Source organism: Paenibacillus sp. JJ1722 (assembly GCF_048282685.1).
GTDB lineage: Bacteria > Bacillota > Bacilli > Paenibacillales > Paenibacillaceae > Paenibacillus > Paenibacillus polymyxa_B.
In genome coordinates this window covers 940,658-962,355 of record NZ_CP182500.1, presented here as the reverse complement: position 1 = coordinate 962,355, position 21,698 = coordinate 940,658, and the positions used below count along the sequence as shown (strand labels likewise).

Sequence of the window (21,698 nt, the reverse complement as noted above, 5' to 3'; positions counted from 1 at the left end):
ACACTTATTAGAGTGCATCCACTACATTAAAGTAGACATTCGTTATTCGTAGCTGTTCCTAAACATTTGGTGGGTCTCCGTTCGTCCCTCCCACTCCAGCTTACAAGAGGCGCCGTTATGTTCATCCTCATGCCACAGGCTGCGGTAGTTCTGTGCACCTAGTTCACCCGCAAATTCTGTATCCTCAGCCACTTCAATATCGTCCAGTATACGGTAGGTTGGAGAAGTTCCTTGAACACTCCGGTGACTCACATTTGTAGACGAGGCCACCCCGCTATTCCCGTTCGAAGCGTTTGCCAATCGTTTTTGGACTGAATAATCTGCCTGGTTCTCCAGTTTCATGATGCCACACCCTCTTAACGTTTATATTCAGGTTGCTCTATGTGCTCACCCTGTATCCAGTTTGAGGAGAATGCAGCGGTAATATACATTTTATAGATAAAGTCTTTTGCCATCCGACGCTTCCTCACGTATACTGTCTTTGTTACGAAATGGCGGTTCCATCAGCTCGGGATACGCTCATAAAGCAGGAGGAAGAAATGAATAAAGCAAAAAATTATACGCTTATTGCATGGATTGCCTTGTCTATGTTTTTTTTGACACAGGCAATTATCGGATGGTTTGTCACCTTTACAGGTGGGGATATCAAACCCTTTGAAAAAATCAGCCTATCCACCCTTATCATCATCGCCGCAGGAGCCATTCTACTCGTTGAAGCCCTGATGAATTTTATGGACCGTCCCGAAGAAGGCGAGGAGACACAACAGCCAGACCATGCCCCTGTAAAGCCCCAGATGAATCTCAAATCCATCTTGATGTATGTTGTGTTAGTTGTCGTGATTCTTGTCGCCGGACTGGCGCTGCGCAGTGTACTGCCGGTATTCAGGATCTCACCTTGGGTAAATTTAATTCTCGCCGCCATCGGCTTTATTGGACTCAAACCGATTTTTCTGCGTAAAAAGCGTTCATAGCCCGCAATTCTCATTATATGGAGCTGCCTCATTTTGGATCATAGCAGCTCCTTTTCATTTCGATCAGGCAACCGACTTACAGCTTGAGCGTGCGCCAAAAAGCCGTATTCCTGGCCTGCAAGAAGCTGCATGGGGGAATACGGCTTGATATACTTTAAAACTTATTTGGAAAATAGTTGTTCTGCATTATCCAGAGCAATTTTATGTCCCATCGCGGAATAGTCCAGCCAAGGCTGTCCGTCCAACATGTAGACATGCCCTTGCTTCACCGCTTTGAGACCTTGCCATACTGTATTTCCTTCCAGCTGTTTGTATACCTTTTGGGCATCAACGCCTTTACTGATGATAACAAGGATCGCATCGGCATCATAATCCGGTAAAACCTCTTGGGAAACAACTTGATAAGCCTTGTTGATCTTTTCTACACCCTTGGCTGGCTTCAAGCCCAAGTCCTGATACAACAGCGGTCCTACGGGACGCTTCATCCCCATAACACGAACCTCTTTCGCAGTCACACGTACAGCCATAACCGTTCCGTCCCCAATTTTTGAATGAATCAGCTTTTTGACTCGTTCCTTCTGTGTATCATAATCTTTTAGAAATGCGTCTGCCTGTGCTTCATGTTTGACCATAGCAGCTATTTTTTTCAATTGATCCTTCCATGTGCCTTCATCCAGATCAAAAACTTCGGTCGGCGCAATTTTTTCAAACTTGGCCACATCGGTTCCCGAATATTTTTTGTCCAAAAAAATATGATCAGGTTGAAGTTCCAATACCGCTTCCATATCCGGGTCTGTGACAACACCTAGCTTACGGGTACTTTGAAGACGATCTTTTACATGGGGCAGAAAATCCTTCACATCTCCACCAATGACCGAACCAGCCGGAGTAATGCCCAATGCCAGCAGGTTGTTCGTCAAATGAATAGACATCGAAGCAATACGTGAATCCGCACTAATGGTTGTCTGCGCACTGCCAGCCGCTTTCGTATCTGTAGCCTGTTTGTCGGCTGCTTGTCCGCAAGCGGACAGCATGATCATGCATACAACAAGAGTTGTGACTACCCATGAACGTTTAAAATCTGAACCCTCAAATTTGTGCTTTCTCATGATTACTCTCTCCTATACTACAGAAACTCTACATTATAATGATCAATATAGAAGGCTTCTGCTTAGTTATTAATTTCAGCGGGTTGCATCATTTGCATCATATGATTTCATATGTACCTATTCCTTCTGTCATTTTGTTCGGGACAACAGGAATAAAAAGTACGGAGCTCCTACCACAGCAACCACCACACCTGCGGGAATCGCATTCGGCTGAAACACCGAACGCCCAATCGTGTCTGCGGTGACCAGAATAACGACCCCGACCAAACAGGCTACTGGCAGCAAATGCTGGTACATCGGCCCAACCAGACGGCGAGCCAGATGAGGCGCAATCAGCCCAATAAAACCGATGCCTCCGGCCATGGATACGCTGGCACTGGATAGAGCCACGGCTGCGCCCAGCAGTATCAGGCGCTGACGCTTCACACTTGTACCGATTCCAGCTGCAGTCTCGTCACCCAGCGACAGATTGTTCAGACTGCGCGTCTGCGACAGAACGTAGGGTAATACAATGACTATCCAAGGCAGCAAAGCCGCTGCGTGTATCCAGTCCCGGCCCCAAACGCTGCCAGCCAACCAACGTGCAGTAAATGCGTATGTATCCTCATCCAGCCGCAACGACCAATACAGCGTTATGGCGCTAAGGCCCGAGGCTACACCGATGCCGGACAAAATCAGACGCACGGGCACGATTCCTCTGTTGCGGTTATAGGACAACAAAACAATCAGCACCGCCGCAATGACACCTCCTGCAAAGGTAAACAAGGGGATCAGAACGGCGGCCGATCCGTCCAGGTCGCGAAAAAAGCTAACGAACATCACCAGTCCCAACGCAGCCCCCGCATGAAGACCGAGCACTCCCGGATCAGCAAGTGCGTTCCGTGACAAGCCTTGCATGACCGCCCCGGCTGCGCCTAGTCCCGCTCCAGCTAGCACCGTTACAGCAATACGTGGCAGACGATATTCGAACAGAACGATATGATCACGTCCGTTGCCACCGCCAAACAACGTATCCAGCACACGTAGCGGTGGAATACGAATCGTTCCGGTATTCAAACCCAAAACAAGGACAGCAAAGCTGATCCCCGCCAATACCAAACAAACGAGCCAAGCCTTTTTCGTTCTTGTGTCCCCAATCCCTAAAGAGCGACTCACTATAAATCCCTCCTTTCCTTACGGGCGAGAAAGAGGAAAAAGGGTACTCCGATAAAAGACACCATAATCCCAATAGCTAGCTCCTCTGGCGGATTTGCCATTCTCGCTCCCAAATCTGCCAGCACCAGTAATACGGCTCCCAATAACGCAGACAGCGGCACGATCTGGCGATAATCCACACCGATTAGCTTGCGAGCGATATGTGGGATAACCAAACCTACAAAGCCGATGGCTCCGGCAGCCGATACAGATAGGCCGGCCAGTACCACTACAGTCAGCAGACCCAAAAGCCGGATACGCCTGAGATTCAACCCAAGGTTTAACGCCACCTCATCGCCCATCGAAATCAGCGAAATGGAACGTGCCAGCCCCATAGACCAGACGATCACAATAAGCAAAATTGGTGCAAGAATCTCAAGCTGCGACCATTTAATCCCGGCTACACCACCCGCATACCAGAAGGCTAAATCCTGACTTAGATCAAAATAAATCGCAATCCCCGAAGTCATGGAACCTAACAAGGCAGCCGTCACAGCTCCAGACACCGTCAATCTCATAGGTGTCAATCCTCCCGGTGCAGATGCTCCCAGACCAAATACTAGTAAGGTACTCATCAGCGCACCAAGGAACGACAATACAATTAACGTCCCATAAGGTAGATTGGGGAAAAAGGCAAAACTCACTGCAACTACAAACATCGCTCCTGCGTTAATGCCCAGCACACCTGTATCTCCCAGCGGGTTGCGTGTAATACCCTGAATCAGAGAGCCTGCCACCGCCAGCGCAGCTCCAATAACTGCTGCACCAAGTACACGCGGTAATCTCAGCTCGTGAATGATCTGATGGGTCATTAGCGAACGATCATAGTGGAATACTGCCGACCACACGGTGCTTACGGTCAAGTCCTTGGCTCCTAGAGAAATGGCGGCGAATATGGTCAAAGCCAACAATACAGCCGAAGCTGTGAACAACAACGCCTGCCGAACCCTACCCGCTCGAAGCACTGGACGTGCTGTTATGTCTACTTCAGGAACTGCCCTCTCTGTCAGAGCTGTATGTTTGTCCATGCTGTCTTTGGACTGCATTTGGTGAGGTCACTCCCTCCATACCTGAAAATCATCACGTCTCTTATAACGATAATGATAATTATTATCAACTTGATACATAATAGCATGTTTCTATGACATTGCAAGCCAAAAACTGTTCCCCCTTAGGAGGAACAGTTTTTGAATATATCTATATGATTTTACTGCACAAATGACTCCAAACGGTCCTCTCTTTAGTACGTAGGCCAGCCTGCCGAATCCCATTTCAAATCACTAATCAGAAGCTTTGGATTTCCACCATCAGTGGCATCATAGGCATGACGTGCAATCACACTGTTGTTATAGACAGATTGTCCACCCGGTCCCTTCCAACGGTCATTCCCTGCATCCAGTATCGTTCCACCGCCATCCATCAGGCTTTTGCCGCTCTTGTCCACATACGGTCCGGTAATACTAGTAGAGCGACCGTAAATAATCTTATAATTACTGTCTACGCCTTTGCAGCAGTTATCAATGGAAGCAAACAGATAATAATAGCCGTCGCGGTATGTAACATGTGGCGCTTCCAAACCACCAGCCGTACGCTTGGCGATAGAATAGATCTGGCCCGTAGGCTTCATCGTATTTTTATCCAGTCGAGTCACTTTCAAGCCTGAATTCCATGAACCAAAGGAAAGCCACGGGTTACCGGAAGCGTCAATGACGAGATTCGGGTCAATAGCATTATAATCGTTAGCATCCGTCGTACGCAGCACTAGTCCATCATCTCTCCAGCTCCCCGCGCCAATGCTCGTTGCGGAAGCTAGTCCGATAGCCGAGGTCCGGGCACCAAAAGTAGAAATGGAATAGTACAGCCATACCCGTCCATTGTACTTTTGAGCATCCGGTGCCCATACATCGTTAGTCTTTTGCTTAGGTACATACGTTTTCCACCATGATGGCGGCGACAGAAATATTTGCGGCAATCTGTAAAAATTGCGTCCGTCGTCCGATCTTTGAACCTGTATCCCCTGCCCTGTAGAGAAAATATACCATGCGTTGCCTTCCTTCGTAATGGACGGATCATGCACTGCCACATCGCCAGTTAACGCCCAATGCTCTGCGGATGCAGATGGCATCACTGACAGCATTAAAGCAGCCGAGGTTACGGCAGCAAACGCCGTTCGGGTCAATTTACTCTGTACTGATTTTTTCCATGCTTTCAACATTCTTTCGCACCTCCGAATGAGTATCTTATAATGAAATTCAGGTGACACACCTATTACATTAGTGTTTATACTTATGAAGTTACCCATATATTAACCTATCAACTTCAGTTTTGTAAACGCTTTATTTCAAATAAAAAGAAATTCATAAACTACGCATAACACTATACATACGAGGATTTTGCAAAATCCTGATACAAAAAAGGAGCCCGTAGGCTCCTTTTCAAATTAACATATTAAATAGATTTTCGTTTTTGTTCAGTTCCGTATATTTAAGCCCCTTGCGGTTCATTCGTTCAATTAAAGGAAGATAGTCATCCTTGTGGAACAGCTCAATGCCGACCAGAGCTGGTCCATTTTCCTTATCATTCTTTTTCGTATATTCAAACCTAGTAATATCGTCGTCTGGTCCAAGCACATCCTGTAGAAACTCACGCAGTGCCCCAGCTCTTTGCGGGAAATTCACCATAAAATAATGCTTCAGTCCTTCGTAAATGAGGGACCGTTCCTTAATCTCCTGCATACGATCTATATCGTTGTTACCACCGCTGACGATACAGACAACCGTTTTGCCTTGAATCTGCTCGCGATACAGATCAAGTGCTGCAACAGGCAGTGAACCCGCAGGCTCCACAACAATCGCATTTTCATTATACAGCTCCAGAATCGCGGTACATGCTTTACCTTCCGGTACCTTCACAATATCGTCCAAGGTATGCTTACAAATATCGTATGTCAGCTGACCCACACGCTTCACTGCAGCTCCGTCAACAAACTTGTCTATTTGATCCAGTGTAACCACCTTGTGCACACGCATCGCTTCCGTCATCGACGCCGCGCCGAGGGGTTCCACGCCAATTACCTTGGTGGACGGACTCACGGTTTTAACATACGTACCTACGCCTGCCGCCAAACCGCCGCCGCCAATCGTTACGAACACATAGTCCATAGGTGTATCTAGGCTCTCCATCACTTCCATCGCAATCGTACCATTACCCGCAATAATTTTCGGCTGATCGAACGGATGGATGAAGGTCATTGCCTGCTCGCTGCACACCTTCATGGCCTCGTCATAGGCATCATCAAACGTGTCTCCGGTCAGAATGACCTCTACACTGTTACCGCCAAAGCGACGAACCTGCTTCACCTTCTGATTGGGCGTTGTACTCGGCATAAATATTTTACCGTGGATACCAAGAGCATTACATGAAAAAGCCACACCTTGCGCATGATTCCCTGCACTCGCACACACGATTCCTTTTTCCATTTGCTCAGGGGTCAAGCTACGGATCATGTTGTAAGCTCCACGGATTTTAAAGGACCGCACGACTTGGAGATCCTCTCTTTTCAGATACACATTACAGTTATATTTGGCCGATAGGACGGCATCCCTCTGTAAAGGTGTACGTACAATCACCTCACGCAGCATATGATGCGCTCGTACAATATCCTCCATGCCAACGGTTGACGCCATGGTCGGGTCAGTTTTCTGGGTTTCTGTTGGTTCCATAGGTTCTCCACGCTCCGCCTGAATATTTCTGTATTTGAGCATTTTGCATAAATCCCAAGAGCGATTTCAAATCAGCAATATACAGATCGAAACGGTTTAGTTCGTCTATATATTGTACTTTTGAGCGTTAGGAATCGAATTATGCAAAGTACTGTATTTGAAATCTTTCAAATATCATACCACGTTTACCCATAGCTTGTGCAGATGATAGTCATGAAAATGAGAATGAAAATCAATCGAATCTAAAAAAAGGCAGACCGGGACAATGCCCGATCAGCCTTTTCTGACGTTGCACATTTCTTGTATTCCATTGCTCTATTTAATACCTTTCCGATTATCCTTTTACTCCGCCTGCCGTCATCCCTTCAATAAAGTAACGCTGGAAGAACAGGAACACGACGAGAATCGGTAAAATAGCCAAAACGGATCCCGCGATCAGCACATCATAATTGTTGCCATACGGCGTCAGCAGACTGGACAGTCCAATTGGCAGTGTCAGCATGTCGTTGGTACGTAATACAATCATCGGCCACAGGAAGTTATTCCAACTGTTCATCGCCTGCAAAATAGCCATTGCCGCAAATGCAGGCGCCATCAGAGGCATCATAATCCGCACGAAAATGCCATATTCTGAACAGCCGTCAACCCGCGCAGCATCCATGAAGTCCTTGGGAACACCACTCAAATATTGACGGAAGAAAAAGATCGGGATCGGCGCGACGACGAAGGGTAGAATTACGCCCCATACTGTATTAATCAGCTTCATGCCAATCATTAGCTTGTAGAGCGGCAGCATGATAATTTCTACCGGGATCATCATCACGACCAGCACCAGTGTGAAAATCACATTTTTCAATCTAAAACGGTACATCTCCAGACCGTAGCCTACCATCGCGGACAATATCAGACATAACACCGTAAACAAGACGGTAATAACAATACTGTTCCAGTACCATTGAAAATAATCCGTCGTCCCCTGAAAGATGAACGCATAGTTTTTCAGGGACATGATGTCCCACTCCAGCTTAAGATTCAATCCGTAGCGCAACAGCTCCGTCGATGGCTTGAACGAGGCAAGCGTCACGGCAAATAGCGGAAACAGGGCAAACCCGGCAAACAGAATGAACAGGACAACGAGCAATGCGGATAACGAGCCTTTTTGTTTCTGGGCCATCGCTTAATCCTCCTTCCGGAACATGCCGAAAAATTTGAGCTGGATCAGGTTCAGCACGAGTGTAAATACAAGCAATACAATGCCTACCGCAGCTCCAAAGCCCATACTGTTCTGCTCCAGACCTTGGCGATAGAGATAGCCAACAATCGTTAAACCAATATCGTTCGGGGAGTTATTTCCGTTCCACAGCATGTAGCTCTCCGTGAACATGGATAACCCCGCATAAATGCTAATCGTAAATACGTAGATCGTCACTGGTTTCAGCATAGGAATCGTAATCCGCCAAAATGAATCGAAACGACTGGCTCCATCAATCTGCGCAGCTTCATACAACTCGGGAGGAATGTTCTGGAGTCCCGACATGTAATACAGCATGTTCACGCCTAACCATCTCCACAAGGCCAGCACGATCAACGCTAAAAAGCCGGTGTTCGCGTTCATTAGCCATTTGTAAGGCTCCAGACCGAATACCCCCAACAGGGAGTTCATCAGCGAACCATCCAATTCCCCGAACATGAGGCGGAAGATCGTTCCTGCTACCACCACTGAGGTTAGTGCAGGGATAAACATCACGGAGCGAAACAACCCTCTGCCCGGCATTTTAGGCGAATTCAGCAATACCGCCAATACCAGCGGCAGAGGAATCAGCACGACCAGGGTAAGCAACGTATACAGGACGCTATTCAATATCGCCTTTCCAAACGTAGGATTGATTAAGTCCTTATAATTCTCCAGTCCAACATAAGTTGTTATCCCTGGCAGAACTTCCTGAAAGCTCATAATGACTGTCGAGATGACCGGATAGGCAAAAAATAGCGCAAAGGACAGTAAAAATGGAAGGACAAACACATACGGTGCCGTACGGCTGGAATGAATAAAGCGACTCCATCGGCTTCTGGTCGGACGCTGAGGCTGTGGCGGCTGACCTGTCGGTACATTAGCGTTCGTATGAACGGGCGTTGCCATGAATCTCACTCCCTTTCCTGTTGGGGTCTATCTCAGTTCATCTGCCAGCTCATGTAGCACCGTGGCTGGATCTTCGCCATTCTGTAGTGTCCGATAAAGTATTTTATTGCGCACAGCACTGGCGATATCAGGCGTTTTCGGTCCAATATGCACCGCATTGATTTCATCTTTGACTTCGATGAGCGTGTCAAAAATATTCGTTCCGAAATAATCCGTAAATTTATTCTTGGCTTTGGCTTCCGGCAACGTCCACACTTCACTACGGATGGGATCAAAACCTAGCTGCTTCCAGATCTCCACATTCCCTTGCTTGGATAGCTTGGCAAAGGCCAGAAAGCGCATCGCCAGATCCTGGTGCTGCGATTGGTTCGTGACTACCGTTCCGGTTCCACCCATACCCGCTGAGCGATAACCGCCTTTTTCCCACGCCGGCATAGGTCTGATGATGATTTTACCTTTCAGGTCAGGCATGTAATCCGTAAAACGCCCCATGTACCACATCGGCATCCATACCGAAGCGGCCCCACCTTTGTTCATAAATCCGTAGTATTCCTCCATGTGATGCCCGCCGCCCGGTGCGGGAATAGCGATTTTGTCTTTTATCATCTGTTGAAGAAACTCGAGTGTTTTAATATTGGTTTCGTTATCCAACGTCAACTCGCCCTTGTCATCCAGAAAATCTGAATTTTGCTGGGAGATCATCGGCCAATAGCTCCACAGGTCATTCGTTTCTAAGGTCGCCATCGGCTTGCCTGTTTTCGCCAGTACTTGCTTGCCTGCAGCAGCATAGTCTGCCCAGGTGACGATGGAATCCGGGTTTACCCCCGCCTGATCCATAATCTCTTTATTGTAGTACATCACTTCGGCCCCAACGTGGAAGTCAATGCCGTAATATTTACCGTCTTTGCCGTAAATCTGTACTCTGGAAGGCACAATGTTATTGATCTCGGGGTCAATCACCGGATTGAGCGGGACCAGCTGCGGTATGCCTTTGAGGAAATTACCGATCTTGTTCACCTCGATATCCGCGATATCCGGCGCTCCCACCCCCGATTGCAGTGCAATCGACAGCTTACTGTGATGGTTATCATAAGGAAATGTATTCGCTTTCAAATTAATCAATTCATCAGGGTGCTGTTGGTTCCATTGGTCAGCCATTTGCAGAAAAAACTTCTCATGCAGTTCATTGAACGTCCATAATACAAGTTCTGTTCCCGGCCCATCCTTTTCATCGGTCTTGAAAGAACAGCCTTGCAGCAGTCCAGCCATCAAAACCACCGCCATAAGCATCAAAGCCATGCGTTTTCTTCGCAGCAGCATATCCTTCCCCCTTCGCATGATGAAATCCTAATTCGTAAATGATTGCGCTTTCTTTTATTATTTAACATCAACACAAATTAGTTTACAACAACATTATTTATAAAATATTTATTTTCAACGCAGATTAGCGTCTCCTTTGCATTATAGGGGGAAAATGAATTGAATGAGGCTATGATGATTTTTGCATAAAAAAGAGGCCCCACTCGAATTGAAACTCGAAGTTGGGCCTCGCTTTTTTAACTACTCTTGGGAATGGGCTGCTTCGTCCTTTACTTCTTCCCGAAATGATCTAATACTTTCTTTACGACGATTATTTTTTTCTTCGATCTGCTTACGCTCCTCGTTGCTGATTTCAGAGGAAAATTCGTTTAGATATCCTTCAGCTTCATGCAGGTTCTGCTGTGTGTTCTGAATACTTTGTTGCAAATGTTCAACATTATCGGCTCGATTATCTGGTTTTGCCATTCGTTTGTCGCCTCCTAATTATGGGGTCGCTCAGTAGAGCGCTAATCCGTAGCTTGATCGCTATCGGAGCATTTTATGCATTAAAATGCTCCCCAAACCACTTTCCTGCGGCTACGGCTTCAGTCCGAGTCAATTGATGACCATTTCGTTCCCAATATGCTTCCACCTGCGCTCCGGCCCCTTCCAATAATGCTTGCAGCTCCTGAGATTCCGAAATTGGAACAATGGGGTCATTCTCACCGGAAGACAAAAATACAGGGATACCATTCAAAGCGGGCAAATCCAGCCCACGCAACGGCACCATTGCATGGTGTAAAATAGCTCCACGTAACGCTTTTGCATCGTGAAAGAGCATGCTGGCGGCTATGTTTGCACCATTGGAGTAGCCAAGAGCCACCACGTTATTACGATCAAAATCGTATTGCTCTGCAGCTGTGTCCACAAATTCGCTCAGTTCTTTGGTGCGAAATACGAGATCCTCAATGTCGAACACTCCTTCTGCCAAACGGCGAAAGAAACGCGACATCCCATTTTCCAGCACATTTCCTCTCACGCCTAATACAGAAGCTCCCGGTGCTACCATCTCAGCCAAAGGTATCAGGTCTTGTTCGTTCCCGCCTGTACCATGCAACAGCAAAATAACCGGGGCTTGCGGATGATTTCCTTTACGAAATACGTGTTTCATTTATATTTCCTCCTCATTTTTTCTTTAAATTAAGATTCTTATTTTTAGTATAAATTAATTATAGCCAACTTCGCTGCCTTTTACAAACCTAATTAGTCTGATCTACATCTTTTTTCTAAAATGATGCCTTGTTCCATTGACATGTAGTATAGCTCTATTTTACTATGGTGTTAGATATTTAGAATATTATCTAAATATCTAAAGGAGGAAATGTATTTTGAACGATGCCTTCAAAGCTTTGGCTGATCCGACCCGGCGTACAATCTTACAGCTTTTAAAGGAGAAAAGTATGAGCGCAGGTGAAGTGGCTGAACATTTTCAAATTAGTAAGCCCAGCATCTCCCACCATCTCAATATCCTGAAGCAGGCTGGGCTGGTGCTGGATGAACGACAGGGGCAAAACATTATCTACACCCTGCATACAACGGTTGTGGCGGATGTCATCGGTTGGATGTTCAGCATCGCCCACTCCGATACCCCTGCCCAGAAAAATGTGAATCATATCAAGGATACGGAGGGATCTGAATGAAATTGCGAACACCTTGGGGCTTTACGGATGTTTTGACGACTTTGATTGCCTTATCACCTGCGATAGGAGCTATATTGCTGTACGACCGACTTCCCAATGTTCTAGCCTCGCATTTTGGCTTTGACAATACAGCAGACGGGTATATGAGCAAAAGTGGTTCTATTATCATGCTCGTGCTGTTGGGTCTAGTACCGCTGGTCATTCGATTGGCACGCTACATGGACCCCAACAGAGCTAATTATGAGAAATTTTCAAAAGCCTATGAAGTTACGCGTGCAGGTATTTCTTTGGTTCTGGCTGTAGCTGGATGGGGGATGCTGCTGTATAACCTGAACATACGACTGCAAATGAATACTATAATTTTGGGGTAATAGGCCTGCTGCTGCTGGTGATGGGTAATTATATGACTCAGGTGCAGCCGAACTATACCTTCGGTATCCGCACTCCGTGGACTCTGTCTAACCCCGAGGTATGGCGTAAAACGCACCGTTTCGGTGGACCTATGATGATGCTCGGTGGTGCTTCGGGTTTGGTGGCGGCATGGGTCGATGGAGTGGCGGGAACGGTCATTTTTCTATCCATGCTGATCATATCCGTCATCTCTCCCATACTCTATTCTCTCTTGTTGTATCGTAAGCTAAACCAGTAAGCAGACAAAGCCAAACCTGAACCTAAAAAAGGAACCTCCCAATCCACGTAAACGTAGAATTAGGAGGTTCTTTGTACATTTAATCTTAATATTAGAACAGCAGCTTATCGGGATGCGTGCCTACACGCTCATCAAGATGAAGACCATTGATTCGTTCAATATCCTCAGCCGTCAATTCAAAGTCGAATAAATCAGCATTTTCGCGAATACGATGCGCGGTTACAGATTTGGGAATCGTCACAATCCCCCGATCCAGATGCCAACGCAAAATAACCTGCGAAGAGGTTTTACCGTATTTGGCAGCAATCTCAACGATGTCCGCTTGCTCGGTTAATTTCCCCTTCATCAGCGGACTCCACGATTCAAGCTGAATCTGGTGCTCCCGGCAGTATTGATGCAGCTCTTGTTGAGTCAGACGAGGGTGAAGCTCCACTTGGTTGATGACAGGAACCATGTTGCTGTCTTTGAGGAGGTCTTCGAGATGGTGAACTTGGAAGTTACTAACTCCGATAGCGCGTACGCTTCCTTCTTCATACAGTCGTTCGAATGCCTTCCAGGTTTCCTTGTACTTATCCTTGCCAGGCCAATGAATGAGATACAGATCAATGATATCCAGACCCAGCCGCTTACGGCTTTCCTCAAAGGCACGCAGTGTTGAATCGTAGCCTTGATCCTGATTCCATAGCTTGGTAGTTACAAACAGGTTTTCTCTAGCCGCTCCACTATCACGAATGGCTTGTCCAACCAGTTCCTCGTTGCCGTAGATCGCCGCTGTATCAATGTGACGGTAACCGACCTCAATAGCTGTTTTGACCGCTTCGTAGACCTCATTGCCTTCCGCCTTGTAAGTACCGAAACCGAGCCAAGGCATCTGAACTCCGTTATTCAGTACAGTTGTATCCGCAATGTTCCCCATGTCTATTCCTCCTGTTCCTGATTATGAATTATTCAACGGGATGATTACAGTTTAGTTGCATCCTGAAAAGCATTCACTTGAAGTGGAGCAGCCAACAATTCTTTAGCCGCGGCAACAAATGCCTGGAAATGGGCAGAATTATTATGGAAATCTACAGCAGCAGCATCTTTCCACTCTTCAACCATCGTAAATGCGTTGGGATCATTCAGATCCTGCATTAACGTGTAACGTACATTGCCTTCTTCAGCTTGGGATGCGCTGATCAGCCCTTGGGTTTGTTGCAGAAAAGTCTCTCTTTTTTCAGGTAAAACTTTCATATCGGCATGAATAATAATCATATTATGTTCCTCCTCGTATTATGTAACTATTTCTATTATAGACCATTCTTTCGACAGAATAAAAGTGCGGGCGTTTCTGTAATACAGTAAAATAGATCGTATGGGGGAGAAGATCAGCTGATCCGTTCCTCCTATATTTTGTTTAACGGCGGTGAAGGCATGTGCGTTTTCAGACAAAACTAATGGTATTTATATCTCTTTTAGTATTGGTAGTTACCGGGCTGTTGGGATTATCCTTTCGATATATGATCACCTCCGCTCTATATGATGAAATCGGAGAAAGGGCGCTCACCGTCGCCAATACCCTCGCCGTAGATGCGCAGGTCAGAGACGCTCTGGAGCAGACTGAGACGACGCAATTGCGTTCGCGTATCAACGAGGTCATAAAGCCTGTCCAAGCCAGCAGCGGCGCTGATTTTATTACTATTGCTGATCGTCATCTCATTCGACAGTGGCATGTAAACCCGGAGCGCATCGGCACGCCTATGATAGACCCCATGAATGATAAGGTACTGCAAGGGCAGTCCTTTATCACTGAATCGACGGGTTCTCTCGGACCGTCAATACGCGCCAAAACAGCCGTTTATGATACGCAAGGTAAGGCCATCGGGCTCGTCTCTGTAGGTTTTTTAATGACAGATGTGCAGCAAAATATTCGTACATACACATATGCATGGCTCTGGTTTATGGTGGGCGCGCTGATGATCGGCATATTGGGAAGCCTGGTTATAGCGCAACGGGTTCGACGCGCACTGCATGGACTGGAGCCAGTGGAGATCGGACGGTTGTACCAGGAAAAGCAAGCCATTATTGAGTCCATCGGCGAAGGAATTATCGCGGTTAATAGTAACGGACAAATCACACTTGCCAATCCACAGGCAGCTCGCTTGATCGGACTCCCCGCGGAAACCTCTATCTACGGATGCGACCTTCGTCACTTGACAGGTGTTCCAGATGTACTGGTTGATATGCTTGTTGCCGATTACACAGTAGAGCATTCAACGATGGGGCCAGATCAGGGACAGGACATATGGAATAAGGAAATTGAGGTCCAGCAGCGAATTGTAGTCGTCAGCCGTGTGCCGATCCAGGATCGTTCCGGTCGCATCATGGGCACAGTTGCCAGTCTGCGTGACAAGACCGAACTGCTCCACATGACACAACAGTTGACAGAGGTCAAAGATTACGCGGAAGTACTTCGATCACAAACACACGAATACGCCAATCGGCTGTATCTCATATCCGGCCTGATTCAGTTGGAGTGTTATGACGAAGCGGTGGACTTTATCACCCAGGAATCAGAGGAATATCGTGTACACAGGCCGATTGGCACAGCTCTCCTAACCGATTCAATCATCGCCAGCCTACTGATCGGTAAGAAGAAACAGGCGCTGGAAAAAGGGGTTTTACTCCATTTTGATATTAAAGGAGCATTCTCAACCCAGTCTCCTACGTTGGAGTGGTCCTTTCTCGCTTCCATAGCCGGAAACCTGCTGGACAATGCCATGGAAGCTGTTGCGATGTCCTCCATCTCTGACGGACAGGTCTGGTTCCGGCTTGAAGAAACGACTGAAGCCATCATCGTCGAAGTTGCGGATAACGGATCGGGAATTTCGGACGATATCCAAGAAAAGCTGTTTGTCAGGGGAGCTTCGACCAAAGCAGATGCAGGACATGGATATGGCCTTGCTCTCGTGCTGGAGTACACTGAACGAATGGGCGGCTCTATTGAAGTGCATGAACGGCCTGGTGGTGGAAGTATTTTTGAGGTATACATTCCTTTACATAGGACAGATATGAGTAATGATGCAAAAGGAGGTTATGCCCATGAATGAGCGGGTTTTATCGGACATTGAGGTTCTTATTATTGAAGACGATCCGCGAATTGCGGAGATTAACCGCCGATTTATTGAAAAGGTAGACGGGTTCACCGTATGTGCAATCGCCACGAACGAATTTGAGGCAAAACTTCAACTGGACGTGCTCCGTCCTCCTCTAGTCGTGCTGGATGTTTATTTTCCCGACACAGATGGTCTAACCCTGCTATCGTTCATCAAGCAACACTATCCGGGTACAGATGTTATTATGCTGACTGCCGCCAAAGAAGCTGAAACAGTGGTACAAGCCGTTCGAGCAGGCGTGTTTGATTTTATCGTAAAGCCGCTTATATTCGAGAGATTGCGTGCGACCTTGGAGGAATATGCCCGGTTTCGGCGACAAATCACAACATGGCAAGAGGAACAATCCACAGTCGAACAATCTGAAATTGACAGTTTGCTTCAAAGCGCGGGCACCGGTCGGATGGCGGGGAACGGAGTCGGAGAATTATGGGCCAAAGGCATCGATAAAGTAACTTGCGACAAAGTGCTAGATCTCCTGAATCGACGGGGTGAGGTGACTACAGGTACAGTGGGAATTGAGCTGGGTATGAGCCGTTCTACAGCCAGAAGGTATCTGGAGTATTTAGTGGAAAGTGGCGACGCGCACCACGATCAGGTGTACGGAACCGTCGGCAGACCGGAGCGTATCTATCGGCGACAGCGGAGGGATGCATAAACCGCCCAACTCTGATGTCCTGTTACTTCCCCCTCTTCCTATTCATAATTTTATTGAATTTAATTCACTTAATCGATCAAAACGGTTTAAATGACCACATTATTTACGTCCTCCTTCCCGATTGCTAGAATGATCAACAGTTAGTTGATTGATAATGATTATCAGTTTCTCTGATAATCATACTGGAACGGGGGATAACGTATGGCAACACCGAAACAACCATTGCGCACAGGCATGCTGCTTGCAGCGATCCTGGCACTACTGACGGTCATTATGGCGGGATGTGGACGCCAGTCACAAGATAACAGCGCAGTAGCACCTCAAGCAACAGGCGACACTCGAATGATTAAACATGAGATGGGAGAAACCAAGGTTACAGGTACACCCAAAAGAATCGTAACCCTGGAATTCTCTTTTGTCGATGCCACAACCCAACTGGGCGTTACTCCTGTCGGCATAGCTCAGGAAAATGACGATGATATTGATGGGCTGCTCGGTAAGAAAATCAACTTCACACCAGTAGGCACGCGCAAACAGCCAAACCTGGAAACGATCAGCTCCCTGAAGCCGGATTTGATTATTGCCGATCTGAATCGTCATAAAAGCATATACAAAGAACTAAGCGAGATTGCTCCGACCATTGTTCTAAAGAGCCGCAATTCCTCCTATGAACAAAACCTGGCATCCTTCGGTGTCATCGCCGATGCGTTGGGCGAGAAGGAAAAAGGCGAGCAAATTCTCACTGCGCATAAAGCTACCATGGAAAAGTTAAAAGAAGGCATCAAAGCTGGCGAGTCACGTAGCGTATTGCTAGGGGTATTCCGCTCTGATTCACTATCGGCTCACGGTGCTTCATCCTTTGATGGACAACTGCTGGAGCAAGCGGGTATTCACAATGCCCTTCAAAATACAAGCGAGCCTACCGTCAAGCTGACGCTGGAACAGATTGCACAAGCGGATCCTGATGTGATCTTTTTGGTGGAAGCCGATGAGAAGCTGATTGCGGAATGGAAGCAAAACCCGCTTTGGCAAAACATTACGGCCGTCAAAAAAGGGGAAGTTTACGAAGTGAACCGGGCACTATGGACCCGGTACCGTGGACTCGGCTCAGCCGAGAAAATACTGGAGCAAGCCATTTCGCTTCTGTATCCCGCGCAAAGTAAAGGAGACGGCTCCCGTTGATCGGACAAGTCTCACGCGACCGGCTGAATAAGCCGGTCTTCTTTGCACTTATCGCTGCGTTGCTGGCTGGATTGCTGCTCAGCGTGGCGATTGGCCCAGTCAGGATGGACATCCCCACCATGCTGACTGCGCTGTTCACCGAGCATCCGTCCAAGGATCAGCTCATTGTCTTGACGGTACGCCTACCGCGTGCCGTTATTGGCCTAATCGTCGGGGCGGGGCTCGCCGTGGCTGGAGCCCTGATGCAGGCCATCACACGCAACCCGCTGGCCTCGCCGCAGGTATTCGGGGTCAGCTCAGGCGCTTCGCTGGCTGTCGTGCTGTCCGTCGTGCTGCTGCCGAATATCGGATCGTCCGGCAGCATTTATTTTGCTTTTGCCGGGGCCATCGCAGGCGGCTCCTTCGTATATGCGCTGGCCGGAACGGCGGGCATGACGCCGGTTAAGCTGGCCCTTGCCGGGATGGCCGTGCATCTGTTGCTGGCCTCCATCACCCAGGGACTGCTCGTGTTCAACGAGCAAATATCCGATGTGCTGTATTGGCTCGCCGGAGCCATCGATGGTTCCACTTGGGCCGACACGCGTCTGGTGCTGCCATGGTTCGCCGTGGGTATGATCCTTGCGCTGGCGCTGGCCCCCGCGCTATCTGTGCTGAGCCTCGGGACGGAAGTCGCACAAGGATTGGGACAAAACGTACGTCTTGTCCGTCTACTGGCCTCGGCCTCAGTGATTATGCTGGCAGGCTCTGCCATAGCGGTAGCCGGGTCCATCGGCTTTGTGGGCCTGATGGTGCCGAATATCATCAAGATGTTTACAGGTGACAATTACAAGCGGGTCATTCCCCTGTCTGCAATCTGCGGAGCTCTGCTGCTGACATATGCAGACGTGCTTGGACGATTCATTGCATTTCCTTATGAGTCGCCCGTTGGTATTGTAACGGCGCTGGTGGGTGCGCCCTTCTTTTTATATCTGGCGCATAAGAACGGGAGGACTTCACGATGAAAAAACTGTGGATTTTACTCGCACTAATGCTGGGTGTTGCTTTTATAGCTATAGGCGTGGGCAGCACCTACATTACGCCCTCTGAGCTGATCACAGCTCTGACTGACCAGAATGCCTCTTCCTGGTTCATCGTTCACCACTATCGGCTGCCACGTGGTCTGCTGGCCATCATGGCCGGAGCTGGGCTGGCAGTAGCCGGTGTTCTGCTACAAGGCATGATCCGCAACCCGCTAGCCTCGCCAGATGTGGTAGGTGTATCCAAGGGGGCCGGCTTTGCGGCGGTTCTCGTCATCGTACTGCTACCCTCATCCCCAGTGGCGCTGTTGCCTGTAGCGGCCTTTGTCGGTGCCGGACTAGCTGCACTGTTGCTCGTACAGCTTTCGATGAAGGGAGGCATGCGTCCCAATATGCTAGCCTTGACCGGACTGGCGGTGGGCGCTATTTTTCAGGCTGCGACCGATTATATACTGGTCAAGTATCCACTCGAAGCCAGCGACACGCTCACTTGGCTAGCTGGAAGTCTGTGGGGAAAAGGCTGGGACGAAGTGTATGGGCTAATGCCGTGGTTAATCGTGTTGCTGCCTCTCGCCTATACCCTACAGCGTAAGCTCGACATTATGAGCCTAGATGAAGAAAGCTCTGCTGGGCTGGGACTTAGCGTGAAACGCGTGCGTACAGGACTGCTAGCCGTGTCAGTCGCCTTGGCTGCCTCCTGTGTTGCTGCCATCGGCTCCATCGGCTTTATCGGACTGCTGGCACCGCATCTGGCACGGCGGTTATTTGGGAATCGCCACCGCTATCTATTGCCCGGCTCGGCGATGATCGGCGCCCTGATTCTCGTCCTCGCCGATGCGTTGGGACGGGGGCTGAGGCCGCCGCTAGAAATTCCCGCTGGCATCGTGACAGCCGTCATTGGCGCGCCATATTTTCTGTATCTATTGCTGCGGGAACGCAAACAAAAAGGCAGCGGATAGGATTAGGATAAGAAGTTGCGCAGCGCTGCTAAACGCAGTACTATACTCTAGCGTTTAGCAGCGCTACCTGTACACCGATACGCCGATTAACTTCTTCTCTAAACGATTCATCATGCAGTAACCTCTTTTTAAAAACATTTATCATTTCAGGAAAGCTGGCATTTGTGCTAGGGTCCAAATCGTTAAAAAAGACAGCTAGCTCTGTCGAATGCCCTTCCTTATCTGTCGCATACATTGCCAGTGTCAAAACGTAAGCCGTGGAGCCTCCTTTTTGCCCAGTATGTTTCAGGAATTGCTGGTTTTCAGGAAGAACCATAAATGGTTCCTCCATGACCTCGGACAATAACTTTTGCTCAGCTTTTGTGAACCCTTGACGGCGGTTCAGCTTACTCATTAAAGAGGCATAATCGGCTGTCGTTGAAGCTATAAAACGATCCGTATTAATACGGTCATAATCCTGATCATACCAGGTCTCAATATCTGCGTTTTTCTTGTAAGAACCACTCACATCACGGCGCAGCTTGTTATGAATCACTCGGGCATATCGGCGAAACTCCGTGTCCGACATCGCCTGAATGGCTTCTTTGGCAGAAATTTTATTCTTTGTATTATTCCAATTCTCACCTTGTCTCTCCTTCATCCATTCGTAGGGAATCAAAATGGAGGATACAAACGGATAAATGGGATCATGATTTTGCAGCCCCATTTTGGCTCTCGTCCGATTGATCGCATCCACCCCCAGTTTGTCCATTAAATACTCCGCATTGGCGTTGGAACTAAATTGAATCATCCCCTTGGCGACGTCTCGTACAGATACAGTTTCATTCTGTATCCGCCCTTTAGCCTCCATATTCTGTAGCCACGCCGTATGAGCACCACCATCCAAACCCGGCAAATAAAACCTTTCCAGCGAAATCAGCTTCACTCTGTCATCCGGGTTGATCTGATCCACCGCCGCTTGCTTGGCATATTCGATCGCAATGATTGTTTTGACGGTGCTCGCCAAAGGCATCATCCGGTTTTCCTCTTGGCCTGCCAGCTTTTTTCCATCTCTCAGAATCGTAATCGAAACTTTTTCTGCATTCTCCTCCACAAAATGAAGTAAACGCGTGGCAGCATCCTGTTCCTTTGTTTCACCCTCAACCTCGGCTGCAATCGCAGTTGTGGGCCGGACGGTATTCGGGGGATTAGCCACTTGATTCTGCATGAAAGTTAGTAATCCTGTTGCCACTCCCATAACGATGAGCACTGTAGCCAAAATAGTTGCTACTATGATAAGGCGCTTTCGTTTCACTATAACCTCCCACTGTATACACTTCATACACAGGTTTATTTTCCCATTTTTATATTTCAATTTCTATTTTAAACGAAAACACAGTACAAAAAGTTTCATTACGTGTCATATTTTCAAATAACATAAAAAAGAGAGCCTCCTGTACATAACACAGGCTGACTCTCTTTCATTACCCTTCGACACTTATGCTGGATAGGGTACTTCGGTTCCATTCAATATGAGGTGCATCCGAATTTCCGCTTTTAAGGAGTCGGATACTGCACAATATTTTTCCTTACCCATCTGAATCGCTTTCCATACGCGGTAATCTGGAATATCTCCATCTACATGGAATGTCAGATCAATCGCTGTAAAGCCTGTCGGCATTTCTTCCTTGCGCGTACCTTCTGCGTCAATATCAATACGAGTAATGTCCGACAAGAAACGATCCAAAATCATTGTGATATCGATCCCCATACATCCTGCCAGACCTGCCAACAGCAGTTCCATGGGAGTCATCCCTTTACCATCACCGCCATAAGCCGCCGTAGCATCCATCCCTACAGAATAACCGGATGGTCCCTCCGAAGTAAACGCGCGTTTGCCGTGCCAAGTTGTAGATACTTTCATGTTCAAAGGCCTTCTTTCCATCTTAATAATCTATGATTTATCCT

At 47.8% G+C, this 21,698-nt stretch carries 22 protein-coding genes and 1 pseudogene; 8 read left to right on the top strand and 15 right to left on the bottom strand.

Annotated elements, in window-relative coordinates:
* Positions 1-42: 42 nt before the first annotated feature.
* Positions 43-342, bottom strand: coding sequence for a hypothetical protein (locus ACM1ND_RS04420; RefSeq protein WP_069080217.1), 300 nt, complete (start codon positions 340-342; stop codon positions 43-45).
* Between the two features lie 197 nt (positions 343-539).
* Between ACM1ND_RS04420 and ACM1ND_RS04415 the strand changes: the two genes are divergently transcribed.
* Entirely contained in the window at positions 540-971 is a 432-nt protein-coding gene (locus ACM1ND_RS04415; protein WP_013308831.1) for a hypothetical protein, read from the top strand.
* Positions 972-1,132: 161 nt separating this feature from the next.
* Here the strand turns inward: ACM1ND_RS04415 and ACM1ND_RS04410 are convergent, their stop codons facing one another.
* The 10 genes from ACM1ND_RS04410 to ACM1ND_RS04365 all read right to left on the bottom strand — a co-directional run bounded on the left by ACM1ND_RS04410 (position 1,133) and on the right by ACM1ND_RS04365 (position 11,606).
* Complete coding sequence (locus ACM1ND_RS04410) at positions 1,133-2,080, bottom strand: ABC transporter substrate-binding protein (protein WP_418027098.1); 948 nt, start codon at positions 2,078-2,080, stop codon at positions 1,133-1,135.
* Between the two features lie 129 nt (positions 2,081-2,209).
* A complete protein-coding gene (locus tag ACM1ND_RS04405) occupies positions 2,210-3,235 on the bottom strand; it encodes an iron ABC transporter permease (protein WP_338533245.1) in 1,026 nt (341 codons plus the stop codon).
* Entirely contained in the window at positions 3,235-4,254 is a 1,020-nt protein-coding gene (locus tag ACM1ND_RS04400) for a FecCD family ABC transporter permease (RefSeq protein WP_418027996.1), read from the bottom strand. The genes ACM1ND_RS04405 and ACM1ND_RS04400 overlap by 1 nt, the downstream gene beginning before the upstream one ends.
* 260 nt (positions 4,255-4,514) lie before the next feature.
* Positions 4,515-5,489: a glycoside hydrolase family 43 protein gene (locus tag ACM1ND_RS04395; RefSeq protein ID WP_013308827.1), complete on the bottom strand. Its 975-nt coding sequence runs from the start codon at positions 5,487-5,489 to the stop codon at positions 4,515-4,517.
* A 220-nt stretch (positions 5,490-5,709) separates the two neighbouring features.
* Positions 5,710-6,996, bottom strand: coding sequence for a threonine ammonia-lyase IlvA (ilvA, locus tag ACM1ND_RS04390; protein WP_053326531.1), 1,287 nt, complete (start codon positions 6,994-6,996; stop codon positions 5,710-5,712).
* A gap of 334 nt (positions 6,997-7,330) precedes the next feature.
* Positions 7,331-8,170: a carbohydrate ABC transporter permease gene (locus ACM1ND_RS04385; protein ID WP_029517136.1), complete on the bottom strand. Its 840-nt coding sequence runs from the start codon at positions 8,168-8,170 to the stop codon at positions 7,331-7,333.
* Positions 8,171-8,173: 3 nt separating this feature from the next.
* Positions 8,174-9,136 (bottom strand): carbohydrate ABC transporter permease, encoded by a 963-nt coding sequence (locus ACM1ND_RS04380; protein ID WP_023987071.1) that lies wholly within the window; start codon positions 9,134-9,136, stop codon positions 8,174-8,176.
* Positions 9,137-9,163: 27 nt separating this feature from the next.
* On the bottom strand, positions 9,164-10,456 hold the full coding sequence (locus ACM1ND_RS04375) for an ABC transporter substrate-binding protein (RefSeq protein WP_418027097.1): 1,293 nt from the start codon (positions 10,454-10,456) through the stop codon (positions 9,164-9,166).
* 240 nt (positions 10,457-10,696) lie between these two features.
* The gene (gene tlp, locus ACM1ND_RS04370) at positions 10,697-10,921 is read right to left on the bottom strand and encodes a small acid-soluble spore protein Tlp (RefSeq protein ID WP_013308822.1); all 225 of its coding nucleotides are present in this window, start codon (positions 10,919-10,921) and stop codon (positions 10,697-10,699) included.
* A 73-nt stretch (positions 10,922-10,994) separates the two neighbouring features.
* Positions 10,995-11,606 carry an alpha/beta hydrolase gene (locus tag ACM1ND_RS04365; RefSeq protein ID WP_418027096.1) on the bottom strand — a complete coding sequence of 204 codons (612 nt, stop codon included), beginning with the start codon at positions 11,604-11,606 and terminating at the stop codon, positions 10,995-10,997.
* A 217-nt stretch (positions 11,607-11,823) separates the two neighbouring features.
* Here ACM1ND_RS04365 and ACM1ND_RS04360 point away from each other — a divergent pair, with 217 nt between their 5' ends.
* Both ACM1ND_RS04360 and ACM1ND_RS04355 read left to right on the top strand, forming a co-directional pair.
* Positions 11,824-12,135, top strand: a complete 312-nt coding sequence (locus ACM1ND_RS04360; protein WP_013308820.1) for an autorepressor SdpR family transcription factor — start codon at positions 11,824-11,826, stop codon at positions 12,133-12,135.
* Positions 12,132-12,784: pseudogene (locus tag ACM1ND_RS04355) on the top strand (SdpI family protein). Before ACM1ND_RS04360 ends, ACM1ND_RS04355 begins: the two are co-directional and overlap by 4 nt.
* A 91-nt stretch (positions 12,785-12,875) precedes the next feature.
* On the opposite strand, the gene ACM1ND_RS04350 reads toward ACM1ND_RS04355, so the two are convergent.
* Together ACM1ND_RS04350 and ACM1ND_RS04345 are read right to left on the bottom strand one after the other, a co-directional pair.
* The gene (locus ACM1ND_RS04350) at positions 12,876-13,700 is read right to left on the bottom strand and encodes an aldo/keto reductase (protein WP_023987067.1); all 825 of its coding nucleotides are present in this window, start codon (positions 13,698-13,700) and stop codon (positions 12,876-12,878) included.
* A 44-nt stretch (positions 13,701-13,744) separates the two neighbouring features.
* A complete protein-coding gene (locus ACM1ND_RS04345) occupies positions 13,745-14,038 on the bottom strand; it encodes a putative quinol monooxygenase (protein WP_013308817.1) in 294 nt (97 codons plus the stop codon).
* A 161-nt stretch (positions 14,039-14,199) separates the two neighbouring features.
* On the opposite strand from ACM1ND_RS04345, the gene ACM1ND_RS04340 reads away from it, so the two are divergent.
* The 5 genes from ACM1ND_RS04340 to ACM1ND_RS04320 all read left to right on the top strand — a co-directional run bounded on the left by ACM1ND_RS04340 (position 14,200) and on the right by ACM1ND_RS04320 (position 19,751).
* The gene (locus ACM1ND_RS04340) at positions 14,200-15,873 is read left to right on the top strand and encodes an ATP-binding protein (RefSeq protein ID WP_023987066.1); all 1,674 of its coding nucleotides are present in this window, start codon (positions 14,200-14,202) and stop codon (positions 15,871-15,873) included.
* Positions 15,866-16,594 (top strand): response regulator, encoded by a 729-nt coding sequence (locus ACM1ND_RS04335; RefSeq protein ID WP_023987065.1) that lies wholly within the window; start codon positions 15,866-15,868, stop codon positions 16,592-16,594. The genes ACM1ND_RS04340 and ACM1ND_RS04335 overlap by 8 nt, the downstream gene beginning before the upstream one ends.
* A gap of 201 nt (positions 16,595-16,795) precedes the next feature.
* Positions 16,796-17,776 (top strand): ABC transporter substrate-binding protein, encoded by a 981-nt coding sequence (locus ACM1ND_RS04330; RefSeq protein WP_160789297.1) that lies wholly within the window; start codon positions 16,796-16,798, stop codon positions 17,774-17,776.
* Positions 17,773-18,777 carry a FecCD family ABC transporter permease gene (locus ACM1ND_RS04325; RefSeq protein ID WP_254349053.1) on the top strand — a complete coding sequence of 335 codons (1,005 nt, stop codon included), beginning with the start codon at positions 17,773-17,775 and terminating at the stop codon, positions 18,775-18,777. The genes ACM1ND_RS04330 and ACM1ND_RS04325 overlap by 4 nt, the downstream gene beginning before the upstream one ends.
* The gene (locus ACM1ND_RS04320) at positions 18,774-19,751 is read left to right on the top strand and encodes a FecCD family ABC transporter permease (RefSeq protein ID WP_254349052.1); all 978 of its coding nucleotides are present in this window, start codon (positions 18,774-18,776) and stop codon (positions 19,749-19,751) included. Before ACM1ND_RS04325 ends, ACM1ND_RS04320 begins: the two co-directional genes overlap by 4 nt.
* A gap of 40 nt (positions 19,752-19,791) precedes the next feature.
* Here the strand turns inward: ACM1ND_RS04320 and ACM1ND_RS04315 are convergent, their stop codons facing one another.
* Complete coding sequence (locus tag ACM1ND_RS04315) at positions 19,792-21,045, bottom strand: serine hydrolase (RefSeq protein WP_023987061.1); 1,254 nt, start codon at positions 21,043-21,045, stop codon at positions 19,792-19,794.
* A gap of 183 nt (positions 21,046-21,228) precedes the next feature.
* Positions 21,229-21,654 carry an OsmC family protein gene (locus ACM1ND_RS04310; RefSeq protein ID WP_023987060.1) on the bottom strand — a complete coding sequence of 142 codons (426 nt, stop codon included), beginning with the start codon at positions 21,652-21,654 and terminating at the stop codon, positions 21,229-21,231.
* Between the last annotated feature and the right edge of the window lie 44 nt (positions 21,655-21,698).